This is a genomic window from Hymenobacter nivis (assembly GCF_003149515.1).
GTDB classification, from domain to species: domain Bacteria; phylum Bacteroidota; class Bacteroidia; order Cytophagales; family Hymenobacteraceae; genus Hymenobacter; species Hymenobacter nivis.
Genome location: NZ_CP029145.1, coordinates 3,980,014 through 4,006,866, shown reverse-complemented (window position 1 = coordinate 4,006,866; position 26,853 = coordinate 3,980,014). Strand labels below are relative to the sequence as shown.

At 66.9% G+C, this 26,853-nt stretch carries 18 protein-coding genes; 8 read left to right on the top strand and 10 right to left on the bottom strand.

What is annotated here, in order from left to right; all coding sequences use genetic code 11:
- Positions 1-18: 18 nt before the first annotated feature.
- Positions 19-2,943: a hypothetical protein gene (locus DDQ68_RS17745; protein WP_162550215.1), complete on the bottom strand. Its 2,925-nt coding sequence runs from the start codon at positions 2,941-2,943 to the stop codon at positions 19-21.
- A 163-nt stretch (positions 2,944-3,106) separates the two neighbouring features.
- On the opposite strand from DDQ68_RS17745, the gene DDQ68_RS17740 reads away from it, so the two are divergent.
- Positions 3,107-3,502, top strand: a complete 396-nt coding sequence (locus DDQ68_RS17740; protein WP_109657499.1) for a hypothetical protein — start codon at positions 3,107-3,109, stop codon at positions 3,500-3,502.
- Positions 3,503-3,536: 34 nt separating this feature from the next.
- A complete protein-coding gene (locus tag DDQ68_RS17735; protein ID WP_109657498.1) occupies positions 3,537-3,950 on the top strand; it encodes a hypothetical protein in 414 nt (137 codons plus the stop codon).
- A gap of 10 nt (positions 3,951-3,960) precedes the next feature.
- Here the strand turns inward: DDQ68_RS17735 and DDQ68_RS17730 are convergent, their stop codons facing one another.
- The 3 genes from DDQ68_RS17730 to DDQ68_RS24310 all read right to left on the bottom strand — a co-directional run bounded on the left by DDQ68_RS17730 (position 3,961) and on the right by DDQ68_RS24310 (position 8,120).
- Positions 3,961-4,368, bottom strand: coding sequence for an STAS/SEC14 domain-containing protein (locus DDQ68_RS17730; RefSeq protein WP_109657497.1), 408 nt, complete (start codon positions 4,366-4,368; stop codon positions 3,961-3,963).
- A gap of 116 nt (positions 4,369-4,484) precedes the next feature.
- A complete protein-coding gene (locus DDQ68_RS17725) occupies positions 4,485-5,489 on the bottom strand; it encodes a fatty acid desaturase (RefSeq protein WP_109657496.1) in 1,005 nt (334 codons plus the stop codon).
- A gap of 102 nt (positions 5,490-5,591) precedes the next feature.
- Positions 5,592-8,120: a TonB-dependent receptor plug domain-containing protein gene (locus DDQ68_RS24310; protein WP_109657495.1), complete on the bottom strand. Its 2,529-nt coding sequence runs from the start codon at positions 8,118-8,120 to the stop codon at positions 5,592-5,594.
- A 296-nt stretch (positions 8,121-8,416) separates the two neighbouring features.
- Here DDQ68_RS24310 and msrA point away from each other — a divergent pair, with 296 nt between their 5' ends.
- The 3 genes from msrA to DDQ68_RS17705 all read left to right on the top strand — a co-directional run bounded on the left by msrA (position 8,417) and on the right by DDQ68_RS17705 (position 12,558).
- Entirely contained in the window at positions 8,417-9,100 is a 684-nt protein-coding gene (gene msrA, locus DDQ68_RS17715; protein ID WP_109657494.1) for a peptide-methionine (S)-S-oxide reductase MsrA, read from the top strand.
- Between the two features lie 131 nt (positions 9,101-9,231).
- Positions 9,232-11,118: a sensor histidine kinase gene (locus DDQ68_RS17710; protein WP_109657493.1), complete on the top strand. Its 1,887-nt coding sequence runs from the start codon at positions 9,232-9,234 to the stop codon at positions 11,116-11,118.
- A gap of 276 nt (positions 11,119-11,394) precedes the next feature.
- The gene (locus tag DDQ68_RS17705) at positions 11,395-12,558 is read left to right on the top strand and encodes a methionine aminotransferase (RefSeq protein WP_109657492.1); all 1,164 of its coding nucleotides are present in this window, start codon (positions 11,395-11,397) and stop codon (positions 12,556-12,558) included.
- A 220-nt stretch (positions 12,559-12,778) separates the two neighbouring features.
- On the opposite strand, the gene DDQ68_RS17700 is transcribed toward DDQ68_RS17705, so the two are convergent.
- Both DDQ68_RS17700 and DDQ68_RS17695 read right to left on the bottom strand, forming a co-directional pair.
- Entirely contained in the window at positions 12,779-13,921 is a 1,143-nt protein-coding gene (locus tag DDQ68_RS17700; protein ID WP_109657491.1) for a PepSY-associated TM helix domain-containing protein, read from the bottom strand.
- 259 nt (positions 13,922-14,180) lie between these two features.
- A complete protein-coding gene (locus DDQ68_RS17695; RefSeq protein ID WP_245897093.1) occupies positions 14,181-16,589 on the bottom strand; it encodes a TonB-dependent receptor in 2,409 nt (802 codons plus the stop codon).
- 275 nt (positions 16,590-16,864) lie between these two features.
- Here DDQ68_RS17695 and DDQ68_RS17690 point away from each other — a divergent pair, with 275 nt between their 5' ends.
- The gene (locus DDQ68_RS17690) at positions 16,865-17,656 is read left to right on the top strand and encodes an amidohydrolase (RefSeq protein ID WP_109657490.1); all 792 of its coding nucleotides are present in this window, start codon (positions 16,865-16,867) and stop codon (positions 17,654-17,656) included.
- A 99-nt stretch (positions 17,657-17,755) separates the two neighbouring features.
- Here DDQ68_RS17690 and DDQ68_RS17685 read toward each other — a convergent pair whose 3' ends face one another.
- Both DDQ68_RS17685 and DDQ68_RS17680 read right to left on the bottom strand, forming a co-directional pair.
- Positions 17,756-18,157 carry a hypothetical protein gene (locus tag DDQ68_RS17685; protein WP_109657489.1) on the bottom strand — a complete coding sequence of 134 codons (402 nt, stop codon included), beginning with the start codon at positions 18,155-18,157 and terminating at the stop codon, positions 17,756-17,758.
- A gap of 244 nt (positions 18,158-18,401) precedes the next feature.
- Positions 18,402-20,729: a T9SS type A sorting domain-containing protein gene (locus DDQ68_RS17680; protein WP_109657488.1), complete on the bottom strand. Its 2,328-nt coding sequence runs from the start codon at positions 20,727-20,729 to the stop codon at positions 18,402-18,404.
- A gap of 157 nt (positions 20,730-20,886) precedes the next feature.
- Between DDQ68_RS17680 and DDQ68_RS17675 the strand changes: the two genes are divergently transcribed.
- Both DDQ68_RS17675 and DDQ68_RS17670 read left to right on the top strand, forming a co-directional pair.
- Positions 20,887-22,209 carry a UDP-N-acetylmuramoyl-tripeptide--D-alanyl-D-alanine ligase gene (locus tag DDQ68_RS17675; protein ID WP_109658493.1) on the top strand — a complete coding sequence of 441 codons (1,323 nt, stop codon included), beginning with the start codon at positions 20,887-20,889 and terminating at the stop codon, positions 22,207-22,209.
- A gap of 144 nt (positions 22,210-22,353) precedes the next feature.
- Positions 22,354-24,912 carry a zinc-dependent metalloprotease gene (locus DDQ68_RS17670; RefSeq protein WP_109657487.1) on the top strand — a complete coding sequence of 853 codons (2,559 nt, stop codon included), beginning with the start codon at positions 22,354-22,356 and terminating at the stop codon, positions 24,910-24,912.
- A 99-nt stretch (positions 24,913-25,011) separates the two neighbouring features.
- Here DDQ68_RS17670 and rfbC read toward each other — a convergent pair whose 3' ends face one another.
- Positions 25,012-25,560, bottom strand: coding sequence for a dTDP-4-dehydrorhamnose 3,5-epimerase (gene rfbC, locus DDQ68_RS17665; protein WP_109657486.1), 549 nt, complete (start codon positions 25,558-25,560; stop codon positions 25,012-25,014).
- A 38-nt stretch (positions 25,561-25,598) separates the two neighbouring features.
- Positions 25,599-26,720: a glycosyltransferase family 4 protein gene (locus tag DDQ68_RS17660; protein ID WP_109657485.1), complete on the bottom strand. Its 1,122-nt coding sequence runs from the start codon at positions 26,718-26,720 to the stop codon at positions 25,599-25,601.
- Positions 26,721-26,853: the final 133 nt, after the last annotated feature.

The window sequence follows — 26,853 nt, the reverse complement described above, 5'->3', positions numbered from 1 at the left end:
CGGGGCCCCCACCCTACCTCACAGCCGCACATTAAACGCCAGCGTTTGCACCACTACGCGCTGCAAATAGCTGCTGTAGGCAATGCGCACGCCGGCTTCGACGGGCGTGCGCAGGTGGAAGACGTTGAAGAGGGCCAGCAGGTCGGCACCGCCGTTGCGGAAGTCCTGGGTGGCGGGGGTGCGCACGGGCGGGCCGTTCACGGGCACCGTTGTTACCAGGCTACTGCCGCGGGCCACGTCGACGAATAGGTCGGCCCGCAGGCGCTGCACGTACAGCACCCGGCCCACCGACCAGTGCACGAAGGCCAGGGGCAGGTTGTAGTCGGCGCTGGCGGCGGCGAGGCGGTCGAAGCTGAGGTAGCTGGTTTCGGCCCGCGGGTACGAAATGGCGGCCGTGAAATTGTACTGGCCTTGCTGCTGGTACTGGTAGCCGGCGCGCAGCCGCAGGGCGTGGTGGGGAGCCAGGCCGGGCAGGTACACGGCCGCCTGGGCCCCTATTTGGCTGGCCTGCAAGGCCGTGCCGAAAGGCGTGGTGCGGTAGGTGGCCAGCAGCGTGGCCCCGCCGCGGGGGGCCACGTCGCGGGCGCTTTGCTTGAGCTGGCTCGCGTAGGAGAGGTAGGTTTGGAGGGCGTGGAGCGGCGTGGTGGGGCCCGTTTCGTCGCGGTTGCGCAGGGTGGCGGGGTAGTTGTACACCCGCTCGTGCAGGTAGTAGGCCCCCAGCGTGAGGGCCTGCAAGTACTTCGAGCGGGTGAGCACCAGCGGCACCCGCACGCCGGCCAGCACCCGGGCGTACTGCCAGCGGGCCGGGCGCAGGCTGTCGAGCGGTGCGGCCCGGTCGAAATAGCGCGTCGAGTTGCGGCCGCCGTAGCTTGCCTCCACGTCGAGCACCGGGAAGCGGCCCTGGTAGCTTAGGGCCCCAGTGCCAGCGAAGGTGCGCTCCGTCTGGTCGTAGCTCAGGCCGGCGAAGGCCTGGGTGGTGCTCAGAAAATCCTGCGAGCGCACGCCCACGCTCACCGCATTGCCGGCCGGGCTCTGCACCACGCCGTAGCCGAATATCCGGAACGCGTGGGCCAGCGGCCGGTAGCGCCGCACCCCGTAGCGCGGCCCGCTCGAATCGGGCGAGGCCAGCAGCGCCGCGATGCGGGGCCCCGACGGCTCGCCGGCGGCCAGGGCGGCGGCGTAGGGCCCCGGCGCGTCGGCGGTGGCGGGGGCCCCCAGGGCGGTCCAGGTGGCGGGGTCGAGGGGCAGCTCGACGATGCGGGCCCCGGTGGCGCGGTAGTCGTGCAGGGCCAGGGTGCGGCCATCGGGCGAAACGGCCGCGTGGTAGGCCCCAAAGGGCCGGTTGGTGACTTGGTAAGTCAAGCCGTTTTTCAGGCTGACGGCGTAAATATTATCCACCCCCGACTGCGGCGAATTGTACAGCACGTAGTCGCCCCAGGGCTGGGGATTGGTCAGGTTCACGTTAGCCACGGGCAGCAGGGGCTGAGTAGCGCCGGTGGCGGGGTCGATGATTTCCAGGGTTTTGCCGGCGGCGCGCAGCACCACGGCCACCACGCGGCGGCCGTCGGGTAGCCAGCGCGGCTGCTGGTAGAAGTCGTTGCGCGGGTTGGGCAGGGTTTGGATGAGGGCCCCGGAGCGGGCGTCGAGCACCACCAGCGCGTGGTGGTAGCTTTCATCGGTACGCACGGCCACCAGGCGGCGGCCGTCAGGCGAAAGCGCGGCGGCGGCATAACGCCCGCCCCGGCCCACGGCGCGCACCCGGCCGGTGGCCAGGTCCAGGATTTTCAGCTCTGAAAACACCCGCTGCCCCCAGCGCGGCTGCTGCCGGAACTCGGGCCACACCAAGGCCCCGCCGCCCACCGAAAGCTGCTCGGGAATGTTAATCAGCCCCGGCGTGAACAGCTTCCGCTCGCGCCCGTGGCGGCCCAGCAGCACCAGCTGCGGGATATTATCTAAACCGCTTTTCAGGGCCAGCACTGTACTGTCGGTCACATATTGCGGAAACTGGTACTGCGTGAAGATGCGCGTATCGGCCTGCCCGGCCAGCTCGCGCACCGGCATGGGCGCGGGCCGGGCGGCTTGCTCAGCGCGCCAGGTCGAGTCGAGCTCGGCCATCGTACTATCGTACAGATCCTCCACCCGCAGGCCGGTGGTGCGGCGCAGGCTGTTCGAGAACGAGAACGGGTAGAATGGGAAGCGGTAGTAGTCGTCCAGCACGCGGGCCCAGGCGTCGGGGCCCCGGTGGGTTTTCAGGTACGAGGTCATGAAATAGCCCAGCACGTACCAGTCGGGCACGTAGTCGCGCAGCGAGCCGCTCACCGCTTTTTGATAATTGTACCGCCTGCCGCTCAGCAAGTTGGTGCGCAGGCCCAGGCCAAAGTACGGGATGCGCCCGCGGCCGCTGCGCGTGAGGGCGGTTTCGGTGCCCACGGCGTCGCCCTCGAAAAACCACTGCGGCACGCCCACTGCCGCCACGCCCAGGGCCCCATCGCCGAGCAGGGGCCCCAGCACGCGCCCCACGCCCTGGCGCGCCTTATCGAACTGGTTCACGTGCCGGAACTCATGCACCACCAGCCCGTCGAGCCAGTCCACGGTGCCCAGGCCCTGGCCCTGCTCAGGCGTCGTAAAAAACTCAGCGTGGCGCGGCAAAAACGTCACGAACCCATTACTGACGGTGGTTTGGTTTTGCAGCACCACCGCCAGGGGCCGGGCCTGCACGCCCAGCGTGGCCCCATCGGGCCCGTGCACGGCCTCCAGCCGGCCGGCCGTGCGCTGCGCCGCCGCGTCCAGCCCCGCCGGGTACAGCACCTGGAAGTGCGGCGTGCGCAGCTCACGCCAGCGCAGGTCAGGCGGGTTCTGGGCGATGACGGGCAGGCTCTGGGCCCCCGCGGCCCCGGCAAACAACAAGGCCCCCAGGGCCCCCAGCAACAAACGACGCATCATTCAGCAAAAGCGGGCGAACCGTTGGCCCCGCGCCACGGCCCCGCCCGGCAAGCTACTTAGTTTCGGTGAGTTGCGGCTGAGGCTGGCGGGGAGTAGTGCAACCATTGGCGGGGGAGGTAGCTCTTATTTTTGGTTCTTTCCCTTCGTCCTAAATTTCCAGACCATGCGCCCACACTTACTACTGCTCGCTCTCGCTTTTTACGCTTTGGCCACCGGCTGCAAGCACGACGCCGATACGGCACCCGCGTGCTATTCGGGTGTAATACTGCGCGACCATTGCGTGGATGGTACGCTAATTCAGGTTGACGGTCAATTTCCCATCGGCAAACCGCTTCCAGCAGGGTGGCCGGCTGATAGCCTTGGCGATAACAATGTGATAGCAGCGGTCAACCACCCGTCGGGCATATTAGGCAAACGGGGCCAGCACATTTATTTTACCTACCAGGCCAACACGGAAGCCCCCGCCCCGCGCTACTGCTTTATCAATGTGGCCCCGCTCGCCGTCCCGCACCGGGTGCTCAGCAACGTGTCCACCACGCCCTGCGCGACCACGCGCTAGGCCTCTTGCTTTTCCTTCACTTCCCTTTTCCTCCATGCGCCCACACTTACTCCTGCTCTTTGCCTTTGCATTCGGTGCGCTGCTTAGCTGCAAACACGATAAAGACCTTCAGCCGCAGTGCTACGCGGGCACCGTCCTCGGCTCCAGCTGTTACGATGGCCTCATCATCAACGTGGACGCGCAGTTCCCGATTGGCAAGCCCGTGGGCGCAGGGTTTGCGCCCAAAGACTCTACTAAAGTTACTTACCAAAACGTTATTGGGGCCCTCAACAGCACTGAGCTGGCGCGGTTCAATACGCCAGGGCAACGCATTTATTTCACCTGCACCGGCGACACACAGGGGTTCAGCAACTTCGGGCCATGCAACCACATGGGCATTCCGCTGCCCGTACCCCACGTCGTGCTCACCAGCTTTTCGGCCACGCCCTGCGGGCCCGTGGCGCCGTAGCCCGCGGCTGCTACCGGGCCGCGCGCAGCCAAGCCCGCGCCTCGGGCACATTGCCGAAAATGCGCATCTGGAAGCTGCCGGCGGTGCCGCTGGCCATGGCCTGGGCCGAAAGGGCAGCGAACGACTCGGGGCTGACGACGTGGGCGAAGTGCGTGAGGCCGGCGGCAATGGCGCGGGGCGTCCAGTCCTGGGCAATCCAGTCCACGGCGTGGTTCCAGGGGCCCAGCACGGCGGTATTGTCGTTCAGCAGGCGCGGGCAGCGGTGCCGGGCGATGACTGCCAGGCCCGCGTTGGCGGCCATAATGACGCCCTCGCGGGTTTGGTAGCCGAACCACTCGTTGTACACGAGCCGGTTGGCCGCGTCGTACTCCGCCGTCATGATTACTTTGCCGAAGGCGTTTTTTATTGCTGTTTTCATGGGCGGGAAAGGCAAGGCAAAGGTAGCCCCCACGGCTCACCGAAAGTATTTTTTAAGCGCCAAAAAAAGGGCAACCCGCTGCGGGCTGCCCTTTTTTTGGCGGGGCCCCAGGGGCCCTAAACGGTGACCAGTTCTTTGTCCGGCACGCTCTGGTCTTTGAGAGTGGCGGTGCCGCGCTCCTTGCGCATGATGCGCGAGTAGAGGCTGATTTCCTGGTCGAACAGAAACTGGAAAAAGAGCTTGGTGTAGCTGGTGTGGGCCAGCAGCGGCTCGTAGAACTCGGGGGCTACGGCCTTGAGCTTGGGCAGGTTGTTCCACGGAATGCTGGGCATGTCGTGGTGCTCGTTGTGGAAGCCCACGTTCAGGTTCACGCCGTTCAGACGGCCGTAGTAGGAGTAGGTTTCCTGGGTATCGCTCAGGGTGAGGTAGTGCTCCTGAATCCAGCGGGCCCCGAGCGGGTGCAGGCCCACCGAAAACCAAAAGCTGAGGAACAAATATAGCAGGGCCGTCCAGCCGAAGAAATACACAATCGCCACATCGAAAGCAATTTGGGCCACAATGTTGGCCACCACGTAGCGGTCGACGGTGGCAACTTCGCGGCAGCGGATAGTGCGGATGAGCTGAAACACCGGGAAGAAAAACAGCCAGATGGCCTTGCCGATGCTGTAGTTTTTGATCAGCTTGGCCTCGTACCAGTCGGGCAAGTCGGCGTCCAGCTCGTGCACGCCCTGGAACACGTGGTGCTTGATGTGGAAGTTTTTGAAACTGATGGCTGTGGGGAAAATCGAGGGGAAGTTGGCCAGGATGCCGGTAGCTACGTTCTTCCACAACCCCTTGAATACCAAGTTATGGGCCGCCTCATGGATAACTACAAATAACGTGTGCGAGAAAAACGCGCCTACCAAATACGCGGCCGGAATGGTCCAGAACCAGGCTTGGTCGCGCAGGAAATAGGCGATGAGCACCTGCGCCGCCACGCAGCCCGCCCCGATGAGGAGGGTAGCGGGGGTGCGGGTCATGAGCTGCTTCACCTCGGGGTGGGCCCGCACAATCTGGCGGGTGCGCACGCGGTGCGGCTCGGTGGCGGTGGCCACGGTAAAAGCGGTGGGGGCGGTAGCCATGCGGGCAGAACGGGAGCAAAAAGCACGGCCATTGGTGGCGCGCACTGTCCGGACAAAGTTACGCCGAATAGGTTTTGCCGCGGGCCGGCCGTGCCCGCCGCCTTACGGCCGCAGGGCCACTTGCAGGGCCCCGCGCCCCAGGGCCGGCTGCCCGGCCGCCGACACGCCCTGCGCCACGAGCTGGAAGCGCCCGGCCGCGTCGGCGGTGTAGAAGGTGAGCTCGGCCTCGCCGGCGGCGTTGGTGCGCACGTCGGGGTTCCAGTACAGGGTGCGGCGGCGCGGGTCGGCGGGCGCGGCGGCGGGCACGGGCCGGTCGTAGCGCGGCTGGTAGAACTGCCGTGGGCAGGCGTAGCCAGCCGTGCGGATGCTCAGCACACCCGGGGCCACCGCCTGCCGCTGGGCATTAGTGGGGCCGCCGCGCTTCGTGAAGATGGCCACCACGCCATTGAACGCCCGGCTACCGTACACCATCGCCGCCGTCCCCTTCAGTACTTCAATCGTTTCGATGTCGTGGGCCGGGAAGAAGGCCAGCGCGTCCGAGGCCACGGGCGTCCCGTCAAGTAAGAACAGCGGGCGGTCGCCGCCGTGGATAGTTGACGGCCCCCGGATTTGGACCACCATATTGGGTTCGGCCCCGGTAACGTTCACGCCCGGTATCCGGCCCTGGAGCACCTGAAACGCCGTCATGCTCACGGCCGCGGGCGGCAGGTCGTCCATGCGCAGCACCGCGGCGTTGTGCGGGTCGTAGAGGCGGCTGTTTAAAGCGGCCAGCTTCTTGGTTTTCACGCTCACGTTGTCCAGCTGCACCGTTCCGACGGTGTCGCGGCGGAAGCGGCGGTTGGCCACCGCCTGCGCCTGGCTTCCGCGTGCAGCTTCGGTTTCGGCGGGTGAGGGCAGCGGAGGCAGGCCCGGCAGGGCCACGGGGGCCACGGGCGGGCCGGCGTCGAGGGATAGCACCAAAGCCCGGCCACCCCGCGCGGTGCGCGCCTGCAATGCGAACCGGCTGCTATCGTAGCCCCCCAGGCCACTGAATAAGAAGCGGCCCTGCGCATCAGTAGTGCCCGGCACTACCAAGCGGCTGGGCGCGCTGCGCACCAGCAGGAGTTGGCTGTTGGGCGCGGGCTGTCCATTAGGCAAGGCTACCTGCCCCAGCAACCCCAGCGACTGCTCGAAGCCAAATGCGGGCCGGGGCGGCGGGCCGGCCAACACGCTGGGCCATGCAAACCGCCGCCAGCCCTGGGTCAGCAGCAGGGCGTCGAGGGCCCCGGCAGTTTCGGCGGTGGGGTTTTCGAAGTAGTAGCCGGGGCCCTCCACGTAGCCGGCCAGGTCGGAAGTCAGCAGTAGGTTTGAGGCAATAGTTTCGGCGTCGGCGGCGGCTCCGGCGGCATCGGCCACGGCCACCGACAGCCGGGTGGCGCCCACCGGCTGGCCGGCGGCGTCGGTCACCTTCACCTGCACACGCACCGGCTCGCGGGGCCCGTAGGTGGGGCGGTCGGGGGCGAGGGCCACGCGCAACGGGGCGACCTCGGGGGCGAAGGCCAGGCGCTCGGCCTGGGGTACCCCGGCCCCGTCGAACACCGTGAAGTGCACAATGCCGGCCGCAAACTTGGCCCGCGGAATGCGCACCGTAAACTCGTCGTTGCCCACCACTTCGCCCTGGCCCAGGTAGCCCACCGCGCCCCGCACCTGGGCTAGCAGCAGCACCCGCCCGCTGGGGGCCCCGCGCTGGCGAATGCTCACGCGGAATGCGTTGAACTCGGGCGCCACGTGCAGGACGTAGCCGCTGACCTGGGCGGCAGGCAGGGGCACACTTATAGCCTCGGGCCAGGGCCCCGCCACCATGGCATGGTAGCGCCGGCCGGGCTGCGGCACCAGCCGGAACGTGCCCATGCCTAGGTGCGTGCTTTGGAACGTGGCTACGGCCCGGTTCTGGTCATCGAGCACTTGCCCGCTCATGTCGAGGCCCTGGCCAGCATCGTCCACGGCCTTGAAGGCCACCACACTTTCGAGGCCTTCCACCAGATTGCCGCCTTCGGGAAAGAACTGCACATCGGGCGGAGCAATTAGGTGGCGGGCCTCGGCGCGGGCGGCGGCGGCCACGTTCCACGCCGCAACGGGGGCCCCAGTGGGGGCGTCGGCCGCGGCTGGGGCGGGCCACACGTGCAGGTGGCGGCTGTAGAAAAAGTCGGGGCCAGAGTTGCGCATCCAGCCGGTGTAGGCGCGCAGCTGGTAGGTGCCGGGGGCCAGCGTATCGGGCAAGGCCAGAGCCCCGGGGGCCCGGCCGCCGGCCAGGTGCAGGGCCTGGCGCAGCACCACCTGGTGGCGGGCCGATACCAGCTCGACGTGCAGCACCTGGCTCAGCGAGTCGGGGCGGTGCTGCTGGCCGTCCACTAGGTAGGCCCCAAACCACACGGTTTCGCCGGCCGAGTACACGTCCTGGTCGAGGTGCAGGTAGGCCTTTTCGGGCCGGGCATCGGCATAGAACATTTGCACACCTTGCACCAGGCGGCGGATTACTTCGTCGGGGGCCCCAGCGGCGGGGCGCAGGGCGGCCGTGCCCAGGCCCAGCAGGCCCAGGCCGGCGAGGGCGTACCAACGAAAACGATGCGGCACCGGGTAGGGCGTAGGCATAGTGCGGAATGGTAAAATTAAAGGAAAGGAAGCCGCAGCCAGGGCCCCGGGCTGAAAGGTAACGCTATATACAAATTGTAGTTAAATGGTTTGTGAAGCCTGCCACCATCCAGCGCTCACTCCCTGCAAATTACCGCGCTTCGGGAGCCTATTCGGCGGGCTCTTTGTTAACGAAGGAGCATCCGCGCGGTGGGCCGTGCAAGGTTCGCCGCGCGGGGCCGTCTACCGGACCAGGCCCCGCCCCCATCCGGCGGGCCGCGCCGTTTCGTACTTCAGCTTTCACCCCCTGCTTCCCCATGAAAAACCTATTGCAACTAGCCGCCGGCCTGGCCTTGCTGGCCGGCGCTACCGCCTGCGGCTCGCCGCAGGCCCAGGCGCAAGCCAAGCCCGGAACCCTCACGCGCTCCACCGCCGGCTTCGCCCCGGCCAACGCCGCCAGCCTGGCGCAGGCCACCTTCGCCGGGGGCTGCTTCTGGGCCCAGGAAGAAGCGTTTGAAGAAATAAAAGGCGTGAAGCAGGTAGTGAGCGGCTACACCGGCGGCACCGTGGCCCGCCCCACCTACGAGCAGGTAGCGGGCCAGGAAACCGGCCACACCGAGGCCGTCGACATCTACTACGACCCCAAGGTGATCAGCTACCAGCAGCTGGCCGATATCTTCTTCACCGCCTCGCACGACCCCACCCAGCTCAACCGCCAGGGCCCCGATACGGGCCCCGAGTACCGCTCGGCCGTGTTCTACCGCACCCCGGCCGAGAAGAAAGTGCTGGAGACGACCATCGCCAAAGTGAACGGCTCGAAGGAGTACGACGGCAAAATCGTGACCCAGGTAGTGCCGCTCCAGCAGTTTTGGCCCGCCGAGGGCTACCACCAGGGCTACTACCGCCTGCACCTCGACAGCCCATACATCGAGAACGTGTCGGCCCATAAGGTGGAGCACGTGCGCAAGCTGTTTCCCAGCCTGCTAAAGCCGGTGCTATAGGGCCCCGACTCCACTAGCTGCTTTGCCCCCGGTCCCGCGGCCGGGGGCTTTTTTAGGCCCAAAGGCGGGCCTTTGCAGCCGGCGGTTACCTTTGGTTTTGCGTTCCTTGCCCTCACCTTGCCTGCTGCCGCATGCCCCCTGTTTCTGCGCCTTCTCCCGGGTTCGATTTCCAGCTGGTATTTGCCGCCCTGCCCGCTCCCCACGCCCTGCTGGGCCCCGGCGGCCAGGTGCAGGTGCTGAACGATGCACTGCTGGCCCTGCTGCCCGGCCAGGAACCGGCCCGCCTGCCGGGCCGGCCCCTGGCCGAGCTGCTGCACGCCGCCGCCGCCGCCGAGGCCCTGCTGGCTCCCGCCCACGAGTGGCCCGCCGCCCTGGCCCGAGCCCTGGCCACAGGCAAGCCCGAGGTACTAACGCCCACCCCGCAGCGCGCCGCCCCCGGGGCCCGCTACTGGCAGGCCACGCTGCAAGCCCTGCCTGCGTACCGCCGCTCGCCCCCCGGCCTGCTGCTGAGCCTGCTCGACGTAACCGACGCGCTACACCCCGCCGACCCGCACTCGCTGCACAGCCAGGCCCGCCTGCGCATTTTCGCCGAGCACCTGCCCCAGCAGGTGTGGACCGCCACCGCCGACGGCCAGCTGGAGTTTTTCAACAAGCGCACCGCCGAGTTTTTGGGCGAAGACCCGGCCGGCCGCGGGGCCCCCAACGACTGGCGGCGCGCCGTGCACCCCGACGACCAGGAAGAGGCGCTGACCCGCTGGGAGCAGGCCGTAGCCCAGGGCAGCCCATTTGAGGTGGAGCTGCGCCTGCTGCGCCACGACGGAGCCTTCCGCTGGGTGCTGGTGCAGGCCGAGCCCGCCCGCGACGCCCGCGGCCATGTGCTGCGCTGGTACGGCGCCAACACCGACATCCACCAGCTGCGCACCCTCACCCACCAGCTGGTGCGCCGCGAGCAGGATTTCCGCTTCCTCGTCGAAAGCCTTCCGCACCTGGTATGGGCCGCCACCGCCGACGGGCGCTTCACCTTCGTAAACCGGCACTGGGTGGACTACACGGGCCTGCCCCTAGACCAAGCCCAGGACGGCTGGGCGCAGCTGCTGCCGCCCGAAGACCGGCCCGCGGCCGTGCAGGAAATGGCCACGCACTGGGCCAGCGGCCGCGCCTTTGAGCTCCACACGCGCCTGTACGACGCCCGCACGGGCCAGTACCGCTGGTTTGTGCACCGCGGCCAGCCCCTCTACGACGCCCGGGGCCAGTTTGTGCGCTGGTACGGCACCAGTACCGACGTGGACGACGCCGTACGTACCCAGGGCTTGCTGGAGGAGCAAAACCAGCGCCTGACCCGCGCCAACCAGGATTTCGACAACTTCGTGTACACCGCCAGCCACGACCTCAAGCAGCCCATCAACAACATGGCGGGCATTTTTGAGGAGCTTACCCGCACGGCCTACTTCCGCGACCCCGAAGCCGGGCAGCTCATCTCCTACTTCGAGCGGGCCCTCACCCAGATTTACGACACCATCGACGACCTGACGGCTGTGGTGCAGCTCCAGCGCCCCCAGCCGGCCCCGGCCGAGGCCGTAGAGCTGGCCCCCATGGTACGCGCCGTCGTGCACAGCGTGCAAAACCAGGTGACGCGCCTGCGGGCCGATATTTCCCTCGACGTGGCGCGCTGCCCCACCGTGCTCTACGTGCGCGCCCACCTGCAAAGCCTGCTCTTCAACCTGCTCAGTAACGCCCTGAAGTACGCCGCCCCCGGCCGGCCGCCCCGCATTGTAGTGGGGGCCGTGCCCGACGCCGAAACCGGCCGCCCCGTGCTCACGGTGCGCGACAACGGCCTGGGCATCGACCTCGACCGGTTTGGGCCCCAGCTCTTCCAGCAGTTCGCCCGCTTCCACGCCCACATCGACGGCACGGGCATGGGCCTCTACCTCGTCAACCGCATCGTGGAGAGCCACGGCGGCCACCTCGAAGTAGCCAGCGTAGTAGACGCCGGCACTACGTTCACATTGTATCTGTGAGGCGGTTAGCTAATGGATGTTGGCTTTTAGTTAGGAGTGGTGGTGGGAGTTGGGGCCCCGCAAGGCCGTCATGCAGAGCGCAGCGAAGCATCTCTCCCGCAGCAGCAATCATTAATTAGTGGCACAGTAGAAATGCTTCGCTGCGCTCTGCATGACGGCCTTTTTTGTGCAATTTTCTATTCGGGAACAACTCTGGCAGCTAACGGCTTTTGACGGCCATACGGGGGCCTACTGTTCCCAATCCTCAGCCAGAAGCCGCCACCAAAAGCTACCAAAATGCTTGCCTCCAAACTGCCCGACGTGGGCACCAGCATCTTCACCCGCATGACCCTGCTGGCCCAGGAAACCGGGGCCCTTAACCTGGCCCAGGGCTTCCCCGATTACGCCCCGCCGCTGGCTCTGCGCGAAGCCCTGGCCCGCCACGCCCTCTCGCCCGACGGCCACCAATACGCGGCCATGCCGGGGCTGCCGCGGCTGCGGGCCGCTATTGCTGCGCAGGTGGGCCGCCTGCGCCCGGGGGCCCCGGCGCCCGACCCCGATGCGGAAATCACCATCACGGCCGGGGCTACCGAGGCACTGTACGCGGTGCTGGCGGCCGTGGTGCGGCCCGGCGACGAGGTGCTGGTGTTTGAGCCGGCGTATGATTTGTACGGGCCCGCCATTCGGCTGCAAGGGGGCGTGCCGCGCTATGTGCGCCTGCCCACGCCCAGCTTCCGGCCCGACTGGGCCGCGGTGCGGGCGGCCTTTTCGGCGCGCACCCGGCTAGTGCTCGTGAATTCGCCCCACAACCCCAGCGGGGCGGTGTTTTCGGATGCAGACTGGGACGCGCTGGCCGACCTCGTGGACGGCACCGACGCACTGGTGCTCAGTGACGAAGTGTATGAGCACCTGGTGCTTGATGGGGCCCCGGCGCGCAGTGCGCGGCAGCACCCGGGCCTGCGCGGGCGCAGCTTCGTACTCTCGTCGTTTGGCAAAACCTACCACGCCACCGGCTGGAAGGTGGGCTACTGCGTGGCCCCGCCGGCCCTCACGCGCGAGCTGCGCCGGGTGCACCAGTTCGTCACCTTCAGCGTGAGCACGCCCACCCAGCTGGCCCTGGCCGACGCGCTGGAGGCCGACGCCACCGACGCCCACGCCCGCGGCCTGGCCGGCTTCTACCAGACCAAGCGCGACTTGTTCCGGGGCCTATTGGCCGGTACCGGCTGGGACCTGCTGGCAGTGCCGGGCGGCTACTTCCAGCTGGCGGGCTACGCGGCGTTTTCCGAGGCCCCCGACGTGGAATTTGCCGAGGAGCTGGCCCGGCGCTGGGGCGTGGCTGTGGTGCCGGTATCCGCGTTTTACCACGACGGCTACGACCCCGGCCTGGTGCGCTTTTGCTTTGCCAAAGAGGCCCCCACGCTGGAAGCCGCCGCCGCCCGCCTGCGCCAGCGGCTGGATTAAGTAGTCGCGCAAAAGTGACCGTAGCAAAAAAGGCGGTCATGCTGAGCGCAGTCGAAGCATCTCTATCGCAATAGTAATTATTTACTTACGAGATAGAGATGCTTCGACTGCGCTCAGCATGACGTTCAATTCAATACGCTTACTTACGCGTGAGTACTTAGGCCCCCCCGGGGCCAACGTGAGAACAGGGCCCCGGGGGTGAGGTTCCCCCGTTGCGCATCTAGCGCCGCACCGCCGCCGCGCGGGCCAGCGCCGGCTTCCTGGCTTTATGGCGACGGCCCCACCACAGCAGCGTGCCGGTGACGGGCAGGCTGGCCGAAAGCAGGCTGATGAGAAAGGCCACGATTTTGCCACCCAGGCCTAAAATTTGGCCGGTGTGCAGGTCGTAGTTCAGGTCGCCGAGCTTCTTGCCGGGGCTTTTGGTGGCGTGGGGCAGGGCCCCCAATAGCTGGCCCGACACGGGGTGGAAGTAGTACTCGTCGCGGTGGTAGTAGTGCAGCGCCTTTTGGTAGGTGAGGCAATACAGGGGCTGCTTGGGATCGGTGACCGACCCGATCATCACCATGTTGGCCGTGGGCGAATGCTGGCGCACCTGGGCGTAGGCCGCGTCTACCAGCGGCTGGGCAGGGGCCCGGGCGGCGGCCAGCGCAGCCACGGCGGGTGGGGCCTCTTCCCGGGGGTAGTGGCGGCCGGCGTTGGCCAGGGTGCTGGCCGCTTGCAGCCACGAGCCGAAGCTCATGAATAAGCCCGTGAGGGAGATAATGAACGCGCCCGCCGCCACGTAGAAGCCCAGCACCTGGTGCAGGTCGTAGTTCAGGCGGCGCCACTTGCTACCCCGCTTGATAGTGAGGCGCTGCTTGCGCTCCTGCCGGCGCTTGGGCCACCACAGCACCAGGCCAGTGCCCAGCACCACCAGGAAAATGGCAGTGGCCACGCCCACGACCCACTCGCCCACGGCCACCGGCAGCAGCAGGTACATGTGCAGGGCCTGCACGATGGTGAAGAAGTCGGTGGCCAGGTTTTGCTCGCGCAGCACCCGGCCGGTGTAGGGGTTCAGCGAAGCCAGGTAGCTACCCCCGGCCGGATCGGAGAAATACACCGTAGCCGAGCGGCCCGGCCCGTAGTACGTGGTGTACAACGGCACGGCGCCGGGGTGCTGCGCCACGGTGGCTGCGTGCAGGCGCGAGGGCGGTAGCAGGGCCCCGTGGGCCGGCGCGGCCACTAGCCGCCAGGGCTCGATGGCGTCCCGTATTTCGTCCTGAAACGTGAAGATGGTCCCCGTCAAGCTCACTACCAGCACCACCAGCCCCGAGCCGAGGCCCAGCCACAGGTGCAGTTTGCCGATGGCTTGCTTGAGGGTCATGGCGGGGAGATGGAGTGAGTTGCCGGGGCCCTAAGGCCGTGAGATTATCAAGCGAAACAGAGAAAGGCGTGCTGCATGACGTCCTTTTAATCGCTCTGACGGCCTGCTATCCGGCCTTACAGCGGTTTCGGAGCCCCTGCACAGGTGTAGGGGCGGGGCTTGCCCCCGCCCGTCCTGGAACGGAATTGTATGGCGGGCGCGGCCTTCGGGCGGGGGCAAGCCCCGCCCCTACATTCACTAACCCCGAAACGGCTCAACCTTAAAACTTGAACGCTACCGAGCCGATGATGCTGCGCAGCTTCTGCGGGTTCATCGAGCCGTAACCGATCCAATAGTGCTGGTCGGTGAGGTTGTCCATCTTCACCGCGAGGCGGTAGCGGGGCTGGTCGAAGAAGGCGCTGGCGTTCAGCACCGCGTAGCTGGGCAGCGTAAACTGGCCGGCGTTGGCGTCGTTCACCACCAGGTTATCGCTGGCGTAGTTGCCGCCGGCGCCCAGGCCCAGGCCCTTGAGCAGGCCGGTGGGCAGGCGGTAGCTCACCCACAGGTTGGCCAGGGTGGGCGAGCCGGCGGTGCCGGGGCGGCGGCCTTCGGTAGCGGGCACGTCGTTGGTCAGCTCGGCGTGGTTGTAGGCGAAGCCGGCCACCACGTTGAGGCCCGGCAGGGGGTTGATGACCACATCGGCCTCCACGCCGCGGCTCACCTGCTCGCCGCTCTGCACCTGGGCAAAAAGGGCCGCGCCGCGCGGGTTGGAGTCGGTACGCAGCACGTTCTGCACGCGGATGTCGTACACGCTCAGCGTGGCCGTGAAGCGGCCGCCCAGGCGGTCAAACTTCACGCCGGCCTCTACCTGGTTGGCGTGCTCCAGCTTGGCGGTGATGGGCGCGGTGAGGGCGTTGGTGGCGGCGTCGTAGCCGAAGTAGGTGCCCCGGTTGGCGAAGGAATTCTGGTAGTTGGCAAACACCGACAGCTGCGCGGGCACCAGCTGGTACACGGCCCCGAACTTGGGCGAGGCCGCCGTTTGGTTGAAGCCGGCGTTGGCCCCGTCGGCGCCCTTGTTGGCGAAGCGGTCGATGCGCACGGCGGCCAGCACGCTCAGGCGGTTGGTCAGGTTCAGCACGTCCGAGAGGAAGGCGCTGTAAGTATTGGTTTCGTTGAAAACCGGGTACGTGTAGCTGGGGGCCTGCGTGTTGTAGAGCCGGGTCATGTTGGCCCCGTTGAAGGCGCCATAACCGTAGGTAGGCGAGCTGATAGGCACGGTGGCGTAGGTGCTGCCGAACAGGAACTGGTCGTTGCGCACGTGCAGGAAATCGAAGCCCAGCACCACGCGGTTGCGCATATTGCCCAGCTGGAAGTCGCCGTTGAAGAGCTGCTGCACCTGCACCAGGCGGGCGCGGCTGTCGCGGCTCGACTGGTCGGACTGCTGGAGCGAATCCTGGCCGATGCCCTTGCCGTTGCCCACAATGCCGAAGTAGGGCCCGAAGCCGTTGGAGTAGCTGCTGCTCGACGCGAAGTTGGTGGACGAGCGCAGGGTGGGCGAAATTTGGTAGTTCACCTGCCCAAACAGGTTGGTGGCCCGGCTGGCGGTCCACAGCCCCGCGCCGCTGTAGGTTTTGCGGTAGTCGATGGGGGCCTGGTCGGCCCGGTCGAAGCCCAGCAGGCTGATAGCAGAGTTGGGGAAGAAAAAGGTGCGCCCCGTGGCCGTGTTCCGCTGAAACTCGCCGTCGAGCGTGATGGTCAGCCGGTCGGTGGGCCGGAAGGTGAGGGTGGGGGCCAGCGCGTAAGTGCGGCTGAAGCCCACGTCCTGGAAACTGTTTTCGTAGTTCCAGGCCCCGTTCACCCGGAACAGGATGGTTTTGGCGGGGTTCAACGGCGTGTTCAGGTCGAGGGCTACGCGGTTGAAGTTATAGCTGCCAGCCGAGTAGCTCACCTCGCCCCCGAACTTGTCGTAGGCCTTTTTGGTGACGCGGTTCAGCAGGCCGCCGTAGGAGGTGAGGGCGCTGCCGAAGAGCGTGCCCGAGGGCCCCTTGATGACTTCCAGCTTTTCGAGGTTGGCCGCGTCGATGGTGGTGGCCACGTTGCCCACCAGGCCGTTGCGCAACTGGCTCTGCGTCACGAAGCCGCGCATGGTGTAGTAGCTGCCACCGTCGCCGGCGCGGCCCGTCGATTCCCACAGGCGCTGGATGCCGGGCACGTTGCGGGTGGCGTCGTCGGCGGTGAAGACCAGCTGCTCGGTCAGGAGTTCCTTGGTCACGGTGCTGTACACCTGCGGGTTCTCCACGTTTTTGAGCGGCATCTTGGCCACATCGTCGCTGTTGGTGCGGCTGAACTTGTTGGTGCGCCCGCTGCTCACCACCACTTCCTGGAGCTGCTGGGCGTTTTCGGCCAGCGCAAAATCGACGGAAACCGATGGCTGCCCGGGGCCCAACGTCACGGTTTTTTCCTCGGCCTTCAGGCCCACGGCCGAGATGACCAGCGTGTAGGAACCGGGCCGCAGGCGGTCGAGCACGTACTCGCCCTGAGCGTTGGTAATGGCCCCTTGGCCGCGGCCCTTCAGGCCCACCGTCACGGCCTGGGCAGGCTGGCCGTCGGCAGTGGTGACGCGGCCCCGGATGGCGGCCGCCTGCTGCGCCTGAGCGGTGAAGGCGGACCCGGCAAATGCGGTGGCCAAGCCCAGGAGTCGAAGATTTTGCAAAACTCAGCTATTTAGAATTAATCCAGATTTCCTGCAAAGAAACAGAATGAATTCCTTATTTAGAATTAATCCAGCGAAAAAAATTCTGGGGCCTGCTCCCAAAGCAGCGCCGGGGCCCCAGAAACCGCCGCCAGTCAATACCTTGGGGGCCCGGCGCCTCTTCCCTTCCGGACCCCTTCTTAGAAGCCATTTGAGTTGGCTCAAACGCCCGTCCTTTACCAACCGCATCCTCTTGACCCGCAAGCCACTCCATGCCGAACGACCTCACCGTAACCCTGGTCCAAGCCGACCTACACTGGCACGACCCAGCCACCAACCGCGCCCAGTTCGATGAGCTGCTGGGGGCCCTGCCCGCGCCCACCGACTTGGTGGTGCTGCCCGAGATGTTCACCACCGGCTTCAGCATGGACGCCGCCGGCCAGGCCGAAACCATGCAGGGCCCCACCGTGGCCTGGCTGCGCGCCACCGCCGCCCGCCTGGGCGCGGTGGTGACGGGCAGCGTCATCATCCGCGATGGCGACGCCTTCCACAACCGCCTGCTGTGGGCGCGGCCCGACGGCACCCTGGCCCACTACGACAAGCGCCACCTGTTCACCTTCGCCGGCGAGCACCGCACCTACACCGCCGGCCAGGGGGCCCCGCTGGTGGAGGCATGGCGCGGCTGGCGCATCTGCCCGCTCATTTGCTACGACCTGCGCTTCCCCGTGTGGAGCCGCAACCCCGCCGCCGCGCCCTACGACCTGCTACTGTACGTGGCCAACTGGCCCGCCGTGCGCCGGGGCCCCTGGCAGGTGCTGCTGCAAGCCCGCGCCCTCGAAAACCTGGCCTACGTGGCCGGCGTGAACCGCATCGGCACCGACGGCCTCGGCCACGCCTACGCCGGCGATTCAGCCCTGCTGGACATGCGCGGCGAGTACGTAGCCGAAGCCGCTGGGGCCCCCAGTTGCCTCACCCGCACGCTGAGTTGGGAGGGCTTGCAGGAGTTCCGGGCGAAGTTCCCGGCCTTGCAGGACGGGGATGAGTTCACGCTGGCGGGAGTGTAACGTGTGCTGGGTAAGCGCACTACATTTAGGTGCCGTGAACGTCCCGCTTGGGGTGTGCATGGTAATTCACACCACCGTTTGCGTTAACAATCGACGGATCTACCTCGGCTTGCTGATGTAGCGAATTTTCATAGTTTCCGACTCGTAGTACAGCGCATCTGCGTCACCAAAGACGAGCATCGTCCCCATTTGATGCCCGACCGTCTCGCGCATAGCTTCGCTGATATCTAGTACCCGGGCATCAATTTGGGAATTTTCGCTGATGACGTAACACGTGCGAGTGGCAATACCTTGTTGGGCTAGCGCCTGTCGAACTACTTCTTCCTCGATGCCACTTACCAGCTCGAAGACGCTGGCTTCCAAGTCGCGGAAATGAGCCAAGTTTGCAATAAACTTTTTTCGATTATTAGACGAATTCACGAACTGGATATAACGATCCTGTTTACTCTTGACGATAAACCGTTGGATAACCTTGCTTTCTAAGTCCGGATTTGTGGCCATGAGCAGACTTACGTTTGGCAACCTCTAGATGCTCTTTTGGCTGAACAATCCAGCTCGCTACTTAACTGGTGCGAACCGCCATCGAAGTTAGTTGAAAACGGTCCATAAAACTTGCTATCCACGCAACGTGCAACAAATCTTGCGTTCGTATCGAGAATCCTGCACCTTGAACAGCATTGACCCACGCTTGCATCTCCATTTGACCCTTAGTGTAAGTCCGGCAATTTGAGTCCACCGCTTCCCCTTACTGCACGGCCAGGCGCTGCGTGGCGGCGGTGCCGTCGGCGGCTTCGGCGCGGACCAGGTAGAGGCCGGGGGCCAGGCCGCCAAGGGTTAGGTCGTGCTGGCGGGCCAGGGCGTCGGGGGCCCTAACTACGCGGCCGGTGGCGTCGAGCACCGAGACGCGGGTGGGCTGGGCAGTTTCGGCGGTGGCTTGGGTGCGGGCGGGGTTGGGGTACAGGGCCAGGCCCAAGGCCGCAGCCGCCGCGGGGCGGGTGGGCGTGGGCGTGCCGCGGCGCACGGCGTAGCTGCTGAGGCCGCCGGTTTCGGTGCCGATGAACAGCTCGGGCACGCCGTCGGCGTTCACGTCGGCCGCGGCCAGGCCGTAGCGCACCAGCGCGCTTTGGCCCAGGCGGTTGCCTTCGTACTGGCTCAGCAGGGCGTTCCAAAACAGGTTGGTACGGGGCGCGGCGGGGCCGGCCAGCAGCGCGCGGTAGTTGCTGAAGAAGCGGACGGCACCGGTGTTGTCGGCCGTCACGAGGTCGGACCGGCCGTCGCCGTCGAAATCGGCCACGGTGGGGCTGAGGTGATAAGGCCGGGCCCCTGCCGCGTCGCGGATTTGGCCGAGGTCGTTATTTACCAGTACAAAGGCGTTTTCGAGCGCCACGCCGGGGCCCTGATTGCGGAAGTAGCGCAGCGACTGGCCGGGCTCGGTATAATCATCAGTGCCGATGAGCAAGTCCACGTAGCCGTCGCCGTCCACGTCGGTGAAGCATGGCATGTCGCCCATAAACGACGGGAGCACGCCGCTGCCCGCCGCACCCTGGGGCTTGAAGTAGTTGGCCGTGGCGGGGTCGAATACCGCCGGGCGGCCTGCGGCGGCCGTGTTCAGGATGTAGTAAATGCGGTTGACGCCCTGGTAGTTGGCGGCGTAGGCCAGGTCCAGGGCCCCGTCGCGGTTCAGGTCCACCAGTGCGGGCTTGAGGGCGAGGAACGGGGCGGCCGCACTGCCCTTGGCGGCCAGGCCCAGGTAGTCGCGCGAGACGAGGCTGAACACGGGTTTGGCGGCCGTGCCCACGTTGCGGTAGTACGTCAGGCTGGCGCGGTACTGGCCATCCACGCGGTCGGCGTTGCTGCCGATGAGCAGGTCCAGCAGGCCGTCGCCGTCGAGGTCGCCGAAGGTGGGGACCGCCGCCTCGCTCACGTCCACCGCGTCGTTGGTGAGGAAGCCGCGGGGCTGGTAGCCGAACGCCGGGGCCCCGGTGGCGGCCGCGTTGCGGTAGAGGCGCACGTTGTCGCGCTGGCTCACGTTATCCTGGCTGTTATCCAGCGTATTGGAGGCCACCACCAGGTCGTTGATGCCGTCAAAATCGGTGTCAATCAAGTAGCCCGCCGGGAACACCGGCAGGCGCACGGGGTTGGCCGCCGACGGGAAATCGGTGCGGATGCTGCTGGCCGTGAGCTTGGCCAGCTGGTTGGTGCCCTGGTTGAGCAGCGCCACCAGCTCGGGGCAGTTGTCGCGGCCGTCGAGCACGTCGTACACGCCGTCGCCATTCACGTCGAGTACCAGCAGGTTGTGGCCGCCGGTGTGGGCGGGTTTGGCCGCCGCCAAGCCGCCCCGGCAGGCCAGGCCCGGCAGCTGGTAAGCAGCGCAGCCGCTGCACGCTTGCAGCTGGGCCCAGTAGTTAGTGTCGATTTTATAGGTCAGGCCCGCCCCGCAGGCGTCGGGGCTGGTGTTCAGGTACAGCTCGATAATGGTGGCGCTCACGAAGTCGTAGCTGAGAATGTCGAGCTTGCCGTCGCCGTTCACGTCGGCAATGGACGGCATGTTGTAGCCGCCAATGGTGAGGTTGCTGGTGCCCACACCGGCCCCCGAAAAGCGCAGTTGGCTGGTGGTGAGCTGAAAGCTGGGCCGCCCGCCGGCCCCGGCCATGTTGCGGTGCACCCGGATGTCACCCCCGTTCACGTAGCTGAACAGGTCGGGGCGGCCGTCGCAGTCGTAGTCGCGCAGCAGGGCCCAGCCCGCCAGGTCCGGCGGAAACAGGGCCTCGTAGTCGGGCGCGTACTGCCAGCCGCGGCGGCCGCCCGGCTGCGCCGCGTTCAGGAACGTGTAGCAGCGGTTGGTTTGGCGGTCGAAGGCGAAGAGGTCGTTGCGGCCGTCGCCGTCCAGGTCGATGCTGCTGAACTGGGGCGTGTTGAAGCCGCCGGCCCAGGCCTGCCGCAGCGTATCGGCGCCCTCCACCACGGCCCCCGCCGCCCGGTACTCAAACCCGCCAAAGGTGGCGGTTTGGGCCCGGGCCACCGGGGCCCCCAGCAGCAGCATCAACAACAGAAAGGCATAGCGGCGCAGCACAAGCAAACGATTAAGAACCTGATGGAAACGGGGCCCGCCCCCAGCGGCCAGGGGCCCAACGTACAGTTGCGCTTACGTAAGAAGCGGGCAGTGCACAAAGTTCGCGGCTTAATTTGCCCCGGCGTTGCGGCCGGGTTTGGCCGCCGCCGCTTGCCCCATGCCCGCCTTCGACCTTCCCGCCCTCTACGCGCACTACCTGGCCGCCCACGGCCAGGTCAGCACCGATTCGCGCCAGCCCCAGCCGGGCACCCTGTTTTTTGCCCTGAACGGCCCCAGCTTCCGCGGCGCCGACTTCGCGCCCCAGGCCGTGGCCAAGGGGGCCCAACTGGCCGTGGTGGACGACGCCGCGCTGGCCGCCCAGGACGCCGCCCACTACTTTTTCGCCCCCGACCCGCTGGGGGCCCTGCAAGCCCTGGCCGCGCACCACCGCCAGCAGTTCGGGGGGCCCGTGCTGGCCATATCGGGCTCGAATGGCAAAACCACGACCAAGGAGCTGCTCACCGCCGTGCTGGCCAAGCGGTTCCGGGTGCTGGCCACGCTCGGCAACTTCAACAACCACATCGGCGTGCCCCTCACCCTACTGCGCCTGCGGCTAGACGAGCACGACTTTGCCGTGGTGGAGATGGGCGCCAACCACCGGGGCGAAATCGCGGCCTACTGCCAGTGGGCGCGCCCCACCCACGGCCTGCTCACCAACATCGGCAAGGCCCACCTCGAAGGCTTCGGCGGGGCCGAGGGCGTGGCCCTGGGCAAAGGCGAGCTGTTTGATTTCCTGCGCGATACCGGCGGCCTGGCCTTCGTGAACACGCTCGACGCGCAGGTGGTGGCCCGCGCCGCCGCCGTGCCCCAGCGCCGCACCTACCCGGGGCCCGCCGACGACTTCCCCGCCACTCTGCTCGCCGCCGACCCCGCCCTGGCCCTGCGCCTGGGGCCCCAGGGGCCCGACGTGGCGGTGCAGCTCACCGGCGACTACAACTTTCCCAACCTGGCCGCCGCTGCCGCCGTGGGCCAGTTTTTCGGCGTACCGCCCGAGGCCGTGGCCGCCGCCCTGGCCGCCTACAACCCCCAGAACAACCGCTCGCAGCTGCTGCGCACCGCCCGCGGCAACGAGCTGGTGCTCGACGCCTACAACGCCAATCCCAGCAGCATGGCCGCCGCGTTGCGCAGCTTCGCCCAACGCCCCGCCGCGGCCGGCCAGCGCAAGCTGGTCATCCTCGGCGACATGTTCGAGCTGGGCTCCGAGGCCGCCGCCGAGCACCGCGCTTTGGGCGAGCTGCTGGCTGGCCTGGCGCTGACCGAAATCGTGCTGGTGGGGCCCCTGCTGGCCGCCGCCCGGCCGGCCCTGGGCCCCGAGGCCCGCCACTTCGCCACCAAGGCCGACGCCGCCGCCTGGCTGGCCGCCGCGCCCCTCAGCGGCCGGCAAGTGCTGGTGAAGGGCAGCCGCGGCATGGCCCTCGAAACCCTGGTGGAGCTGCTGTAGCTGCGGGCAGCGTTTCCAGGACCGCGCCGCTGGGCCGGGAGAAATGGTATTTTTTTGGTTTTTAATGCCGATTTTGCGGGCAGTGGGCGGCTTGGGGCCCATATTGCCGGCCCGCGTGCCGGGGCCACTCCTCCCCCCTTCTGCATGAAGCACCCTTCTTTACTCCTGGCTGCCCTGCTGGCCACCAGTGGCCTGGCCACGGCGCAACGCGCTAACAAGAATGCCTCCGCGGGGGCCCCCGCGGCCAGCGCCCGCCCCGCTGGCCAGCCCGCTGCCACGCTCGATGCAGTGACCAAGGGCCTGAAAAAAACCGAGGGCTACTTCCCGTATTACTACGACGATAAAACCGGCAAAGTGTACCTGGAGCTGGAGCACTTCGACCAGGAGTTTCTCTACTTCAGCTCCCTCACCGACGGGGTGGGCCAGGGGGGGCCCGAGCGGGGCACGGCCGCGGCGGCGGTGGCCAAGTTCGTGCGCACCGGGGGCAAGGTGTTTTTGCTGGAGCCCAACCTTAGCTTCCGAGCCTCGGCGCCGGGGCCCGACCAGCAGCGGGCCGTGGAAAGCGCCTTCGCCAAGTCCATCATCTGGGGCTTCGCGCCGGTGGCCATCGAGGGCAGTAAGGTGCTAGTGGATTTGACGCCCTTTTTGGTGCGCGACAGCCAGAAGCTGGCCGACCAGCTGGGCCGCCGCAACTTCGCCGGGCTGCGGGCGGGCGCCGGTGCGGCCGGGGCCCCCACGCCGTTTCACCTCGACGAAACCCGCTCGGCGGTGTACCCCGATAATACCCGCAACTTCCCCCGGAACACCGAGTTCGAGGCCATCATCACCTTCGTGGGGGGGGCCAGCGGGACGGGCGGCGGCTTCGGCGACGGGGGCCCCGGCCTCGCCCCCGACCCCAACGCCGTGACCGTGCGGATGCACCAGTCGTTTGTGGCCCTACCCGAGGCCGGCTACCAGCCCCGGCGGTTCGACCCGCGCTCGGGCCTCAACCAGTTTGCGTACCAGGATTTTTCGGCCCCCATGAGCGAGCCGCTGGTGCGGCGCTACTCCCGGCGGCACCGCCTGGCCAAGCAAGACCCCACCGCCGCCCTCAGCGACCCGGTGACGCCCATCACCTACTACATCGACCGGGGGGCCCCGCCCGACATCAAGCGCGCCCTCATCGAGGGCGGCAGCTGGTGGAACCAGGCGTTTGAGGCCGCTGGCTACCGCAACGCCTTCATCGTGAAGGAGCTGCCCGAAGGCGCCGACCCGATGGACATCCGCTACAACGTGGTGAACTGGGTGGACCGCGCCGGCAACCCGCGCGCGTTTTCCTACGGCTCGTCGTACATCGACCCGCGCACCGGCGAAATCATCAAGGGCGTGGTCACGCTCGGCTCCGACCGCCACCGCCAGGACTACCTGCTGGCCGAGGGCCTGCTCCAGCCCTACAAGCCCGGCCAGCCGGTGCCCACCGCCATGGCCGAAATGGCCCTGGCCCGCGTGCGCCAGCTTTCGGCCCACGAAATTGGCCACACGCTGGGCCTCTACCACAACTTCACCTCCAGCACCAAGGAGCGGGGCTCGGTGATGGACTACCCGTTTCCGCGCTTCTCGCTGCGGCCCGACGGCACCGTGGACGTGTCGCAGGCCTACGCCACGGGCATCGGCAGCTGGGACAAGCGCGCCATTCTCTGGGGCTACCAGGACTTCCCGAAGGGTACCGACGAGGCGGCCGGGCTGGAAAAAATCCTGAAGGAAACGCTGGCCCAGGGCCACATTTTCATCCCCGACATCGGCGGCTATGTGCACCCCACCGCCAACCAGTGGGACGACGGCACCAACGCCGTAACCCAGCTGAACACGCTGATGACCGTGCGCCGCCACGTGCTCGACGGCTTCTCCACCAACGCCATTCCGGCCGGGGCCCCCATGGCCACGCTGGAGGAAGTGCTGGTACCCATGTACTTGCTGCACCGCTACCAGGTGGAGGCCGCGGCTAAGTCGCTGGGCGGCCTCTACTTCACCCACGCCGTGAAGGGCGACGGCCAGGTGATTACGCGGATGGTGGCGCCGGCTGAACAGTGGCGGGCCTTCGACGCGCTGATGGCCACCGTGACGCCCGCCGCCCTGGCCCTACCCGAGGCCCTGATTAAGCAGATTCCGCCCCGGCCCTCGGGCTTCCCGGGCAGCCTGGAAACCTTCAGCGGCCACACCGGGCCCACCTTCGACCCCATCGCCGCCGCCGAAACGGCCGCGGGCCTCACCATCGCCTCGGTGCTGAACCCCGAGCGGGCCGCCCGCCTCGTGGAGTACCACGCCCGCGACGCCCGGCAGCCCGGCTTTATGCCCGTGGTGGATAAAATGCTGGCCCAAACCTGGAAAGCGCCCCTGCCCGCCGGCTACCAAGGCGAGCTACAAGTGCTGGTCAATAACCTCACCCTGAAATCGTTGCTGCAACTCGCCGCCGCCCCCGACGCCGCCGAGAGCGTGCGCGGCGAGAGCCTGCTCGAAATTACCAACCTCAAGCAGTGGATGAGCGCCCACCTGGCCGCCGCCCCGCCCCGCCACAAAGCCAGCCTGCTCTTCGGCCTGGCCCAAATCCGCCGGTTTGAGGATGACCCCAACAAGTTCGTGCCCAACCCCAGCGTGGACACGCCCCCCGGGGCCCCCATCGGCATGCCCAGCCTGGATTTCCTGGGCGACGACGTGGCGTATTGATAATTAGGGCCCCGGCTAATATTGAATGTCATGCAGCGCGCAGCGAAGTCCCTTTATAAAACCCGCTTTAGAACCCTCAGACAAAAGCCCCTGGGGGCCCTAAAACGGGCTGTCCAAATCGGCCAGTGCAGGCAGAATAGCATCTTTGGGGGAAATCGTGGGGTTTTCCACGTTCCAGTCGATGCCCAGCGCCGGGTCATTCCAGAACAGGCCGCCTTCGGCGGGCGGCGCGTAATAATCGGAGCACTTGTAGAGGAACAGCGTGTCTTCCTCCAGGGCCACGAAGCCGTGGGCGAAGCCAACGGGCACGTAAAAAATGTTGCCCAGCGCGGCGCTCAGCTCCACGGCCACGTGCTGGCCGTAGGTGGGCGAACCGCGGCGGATGTCCACCACCACATCCAGGGCGCGGCCCTGGGCTACGCGCACCAGCTTGGCCTGCGCGTGCGGCGGCCGCTGGAAATGCAGGCCCCGCAACACGCCCGGCTGCGACTTGCTCTGGTTGTCCTGCACCCAGTCGAGGCCCGCGGGCAGGCCGGCCTCCTGCATCAGGCGGGCGCTGAAGGTTTCGTAAAACACCCCACGCGGGTCGCCAAACAAGCGGGGAGTGAACTCGATGGGGCCGGCAATGGCGTATTTTTTGACTTGCATAGGGCAGCAAAACTATAGAATAGCACTTAGAAGACAGATTATTTTTTGGGCCCTGGCACGGCGGCCACGGCCGCCAGGTACTGGTCCAGCACCAGCTTTTCGTCGAACCGGGTTTCGGCCAGGGCGCGGCTGGCATGGCCCATCTGCTGCAATGCTGGGGCCCCCAGGTGCAGCACTTGCAGCATTTTGGCGGCCAGGTCGGGGCCCGAGCGTACCTGGCAGAGGTAGCCGTTTTGGCCGTCCTGCACGGTGTCGCGGCAGCCGGGCACATCGGTGGTTACCAAGGGTTTGCCGCAGGCCGCCGCTTCGAGCAGGGTTTTGGGCGTGCCTTCGCGGTAGCTGGGCAGCACCACGCAGTCGGCGCGGTGCAGGTAGCCGGCCACGTCGTCGGAGCGGCCCAGGTACTCGATGTCGCCGGCTTCGAGCCAGCTCTCAAACACGGCCCGGGCCACGCCCACGCCGCCGGCCTCATCCAGGGCCCCCAGCAGCTGCACCCGCGTGCCGGGCGCGGCCTGCCGCACGATTTTGGCCGCCTCAAAATATTCCTGGATGCCCTTTTCGTAGAGCACCCGCGCCACCATCAAAAACACGAACGGCTCGTTGCGCATGAACGCGGCAGCCGGCCGGAACCGGGCCGTGTCGACGCCCGAACCGGGCAGCAGGCCGGCAATTTCGGCCCGCACCAGGCCGTGCGCAATGAAAAGCTCGCGGTCGTCGGCGTTCTGGAAAAATACCCGGCGCGGAAACCGGAACGCCACCCGGTACAGGCCCAGCGCCACGCGGCTCACCACGTTGCGGATGAGGAACACCGTGCCCAACCCACTGACGTTATTGATGCTGGGCACGCCCGCCAGCCGCGCCGCCAGCGTGCCGTAGATGTTGGGCTTGATGGTGTAGTGCAGCACCACGTCGGGTTTTTCTCGCTTATAAATCTTGTAAAAGCGGCGCGTGAGCTGGGCGTCTTTGGCGGGGTTAGTGCCCTTGTTTTCCATCAAAATCGGCACGAAGCGGCAGCCCAGCTCGGTTTCGAGGCGCGCGGAGTAGTCGTCGGGCGGGGCAATGGCCAGCACCTCGTGGCCGGCGGCTTGCAGGGCCCGGACGAGGCCGGCGCGGAAATTCCAGATGTTCCAGCTGGTGTTGAGGACGATGGCGACGCGCATTCGGGACAATCAGTGAAGGAGCGAAGGAGCGAAGGAGCGAGGGAGTGAATGAGTTAGGAGACTCCCACTTCACTCATTCACTCCTTCGCTCATTCACTAATGAGGCAAAGATCGGCAGAAGCATGCCGCCGCG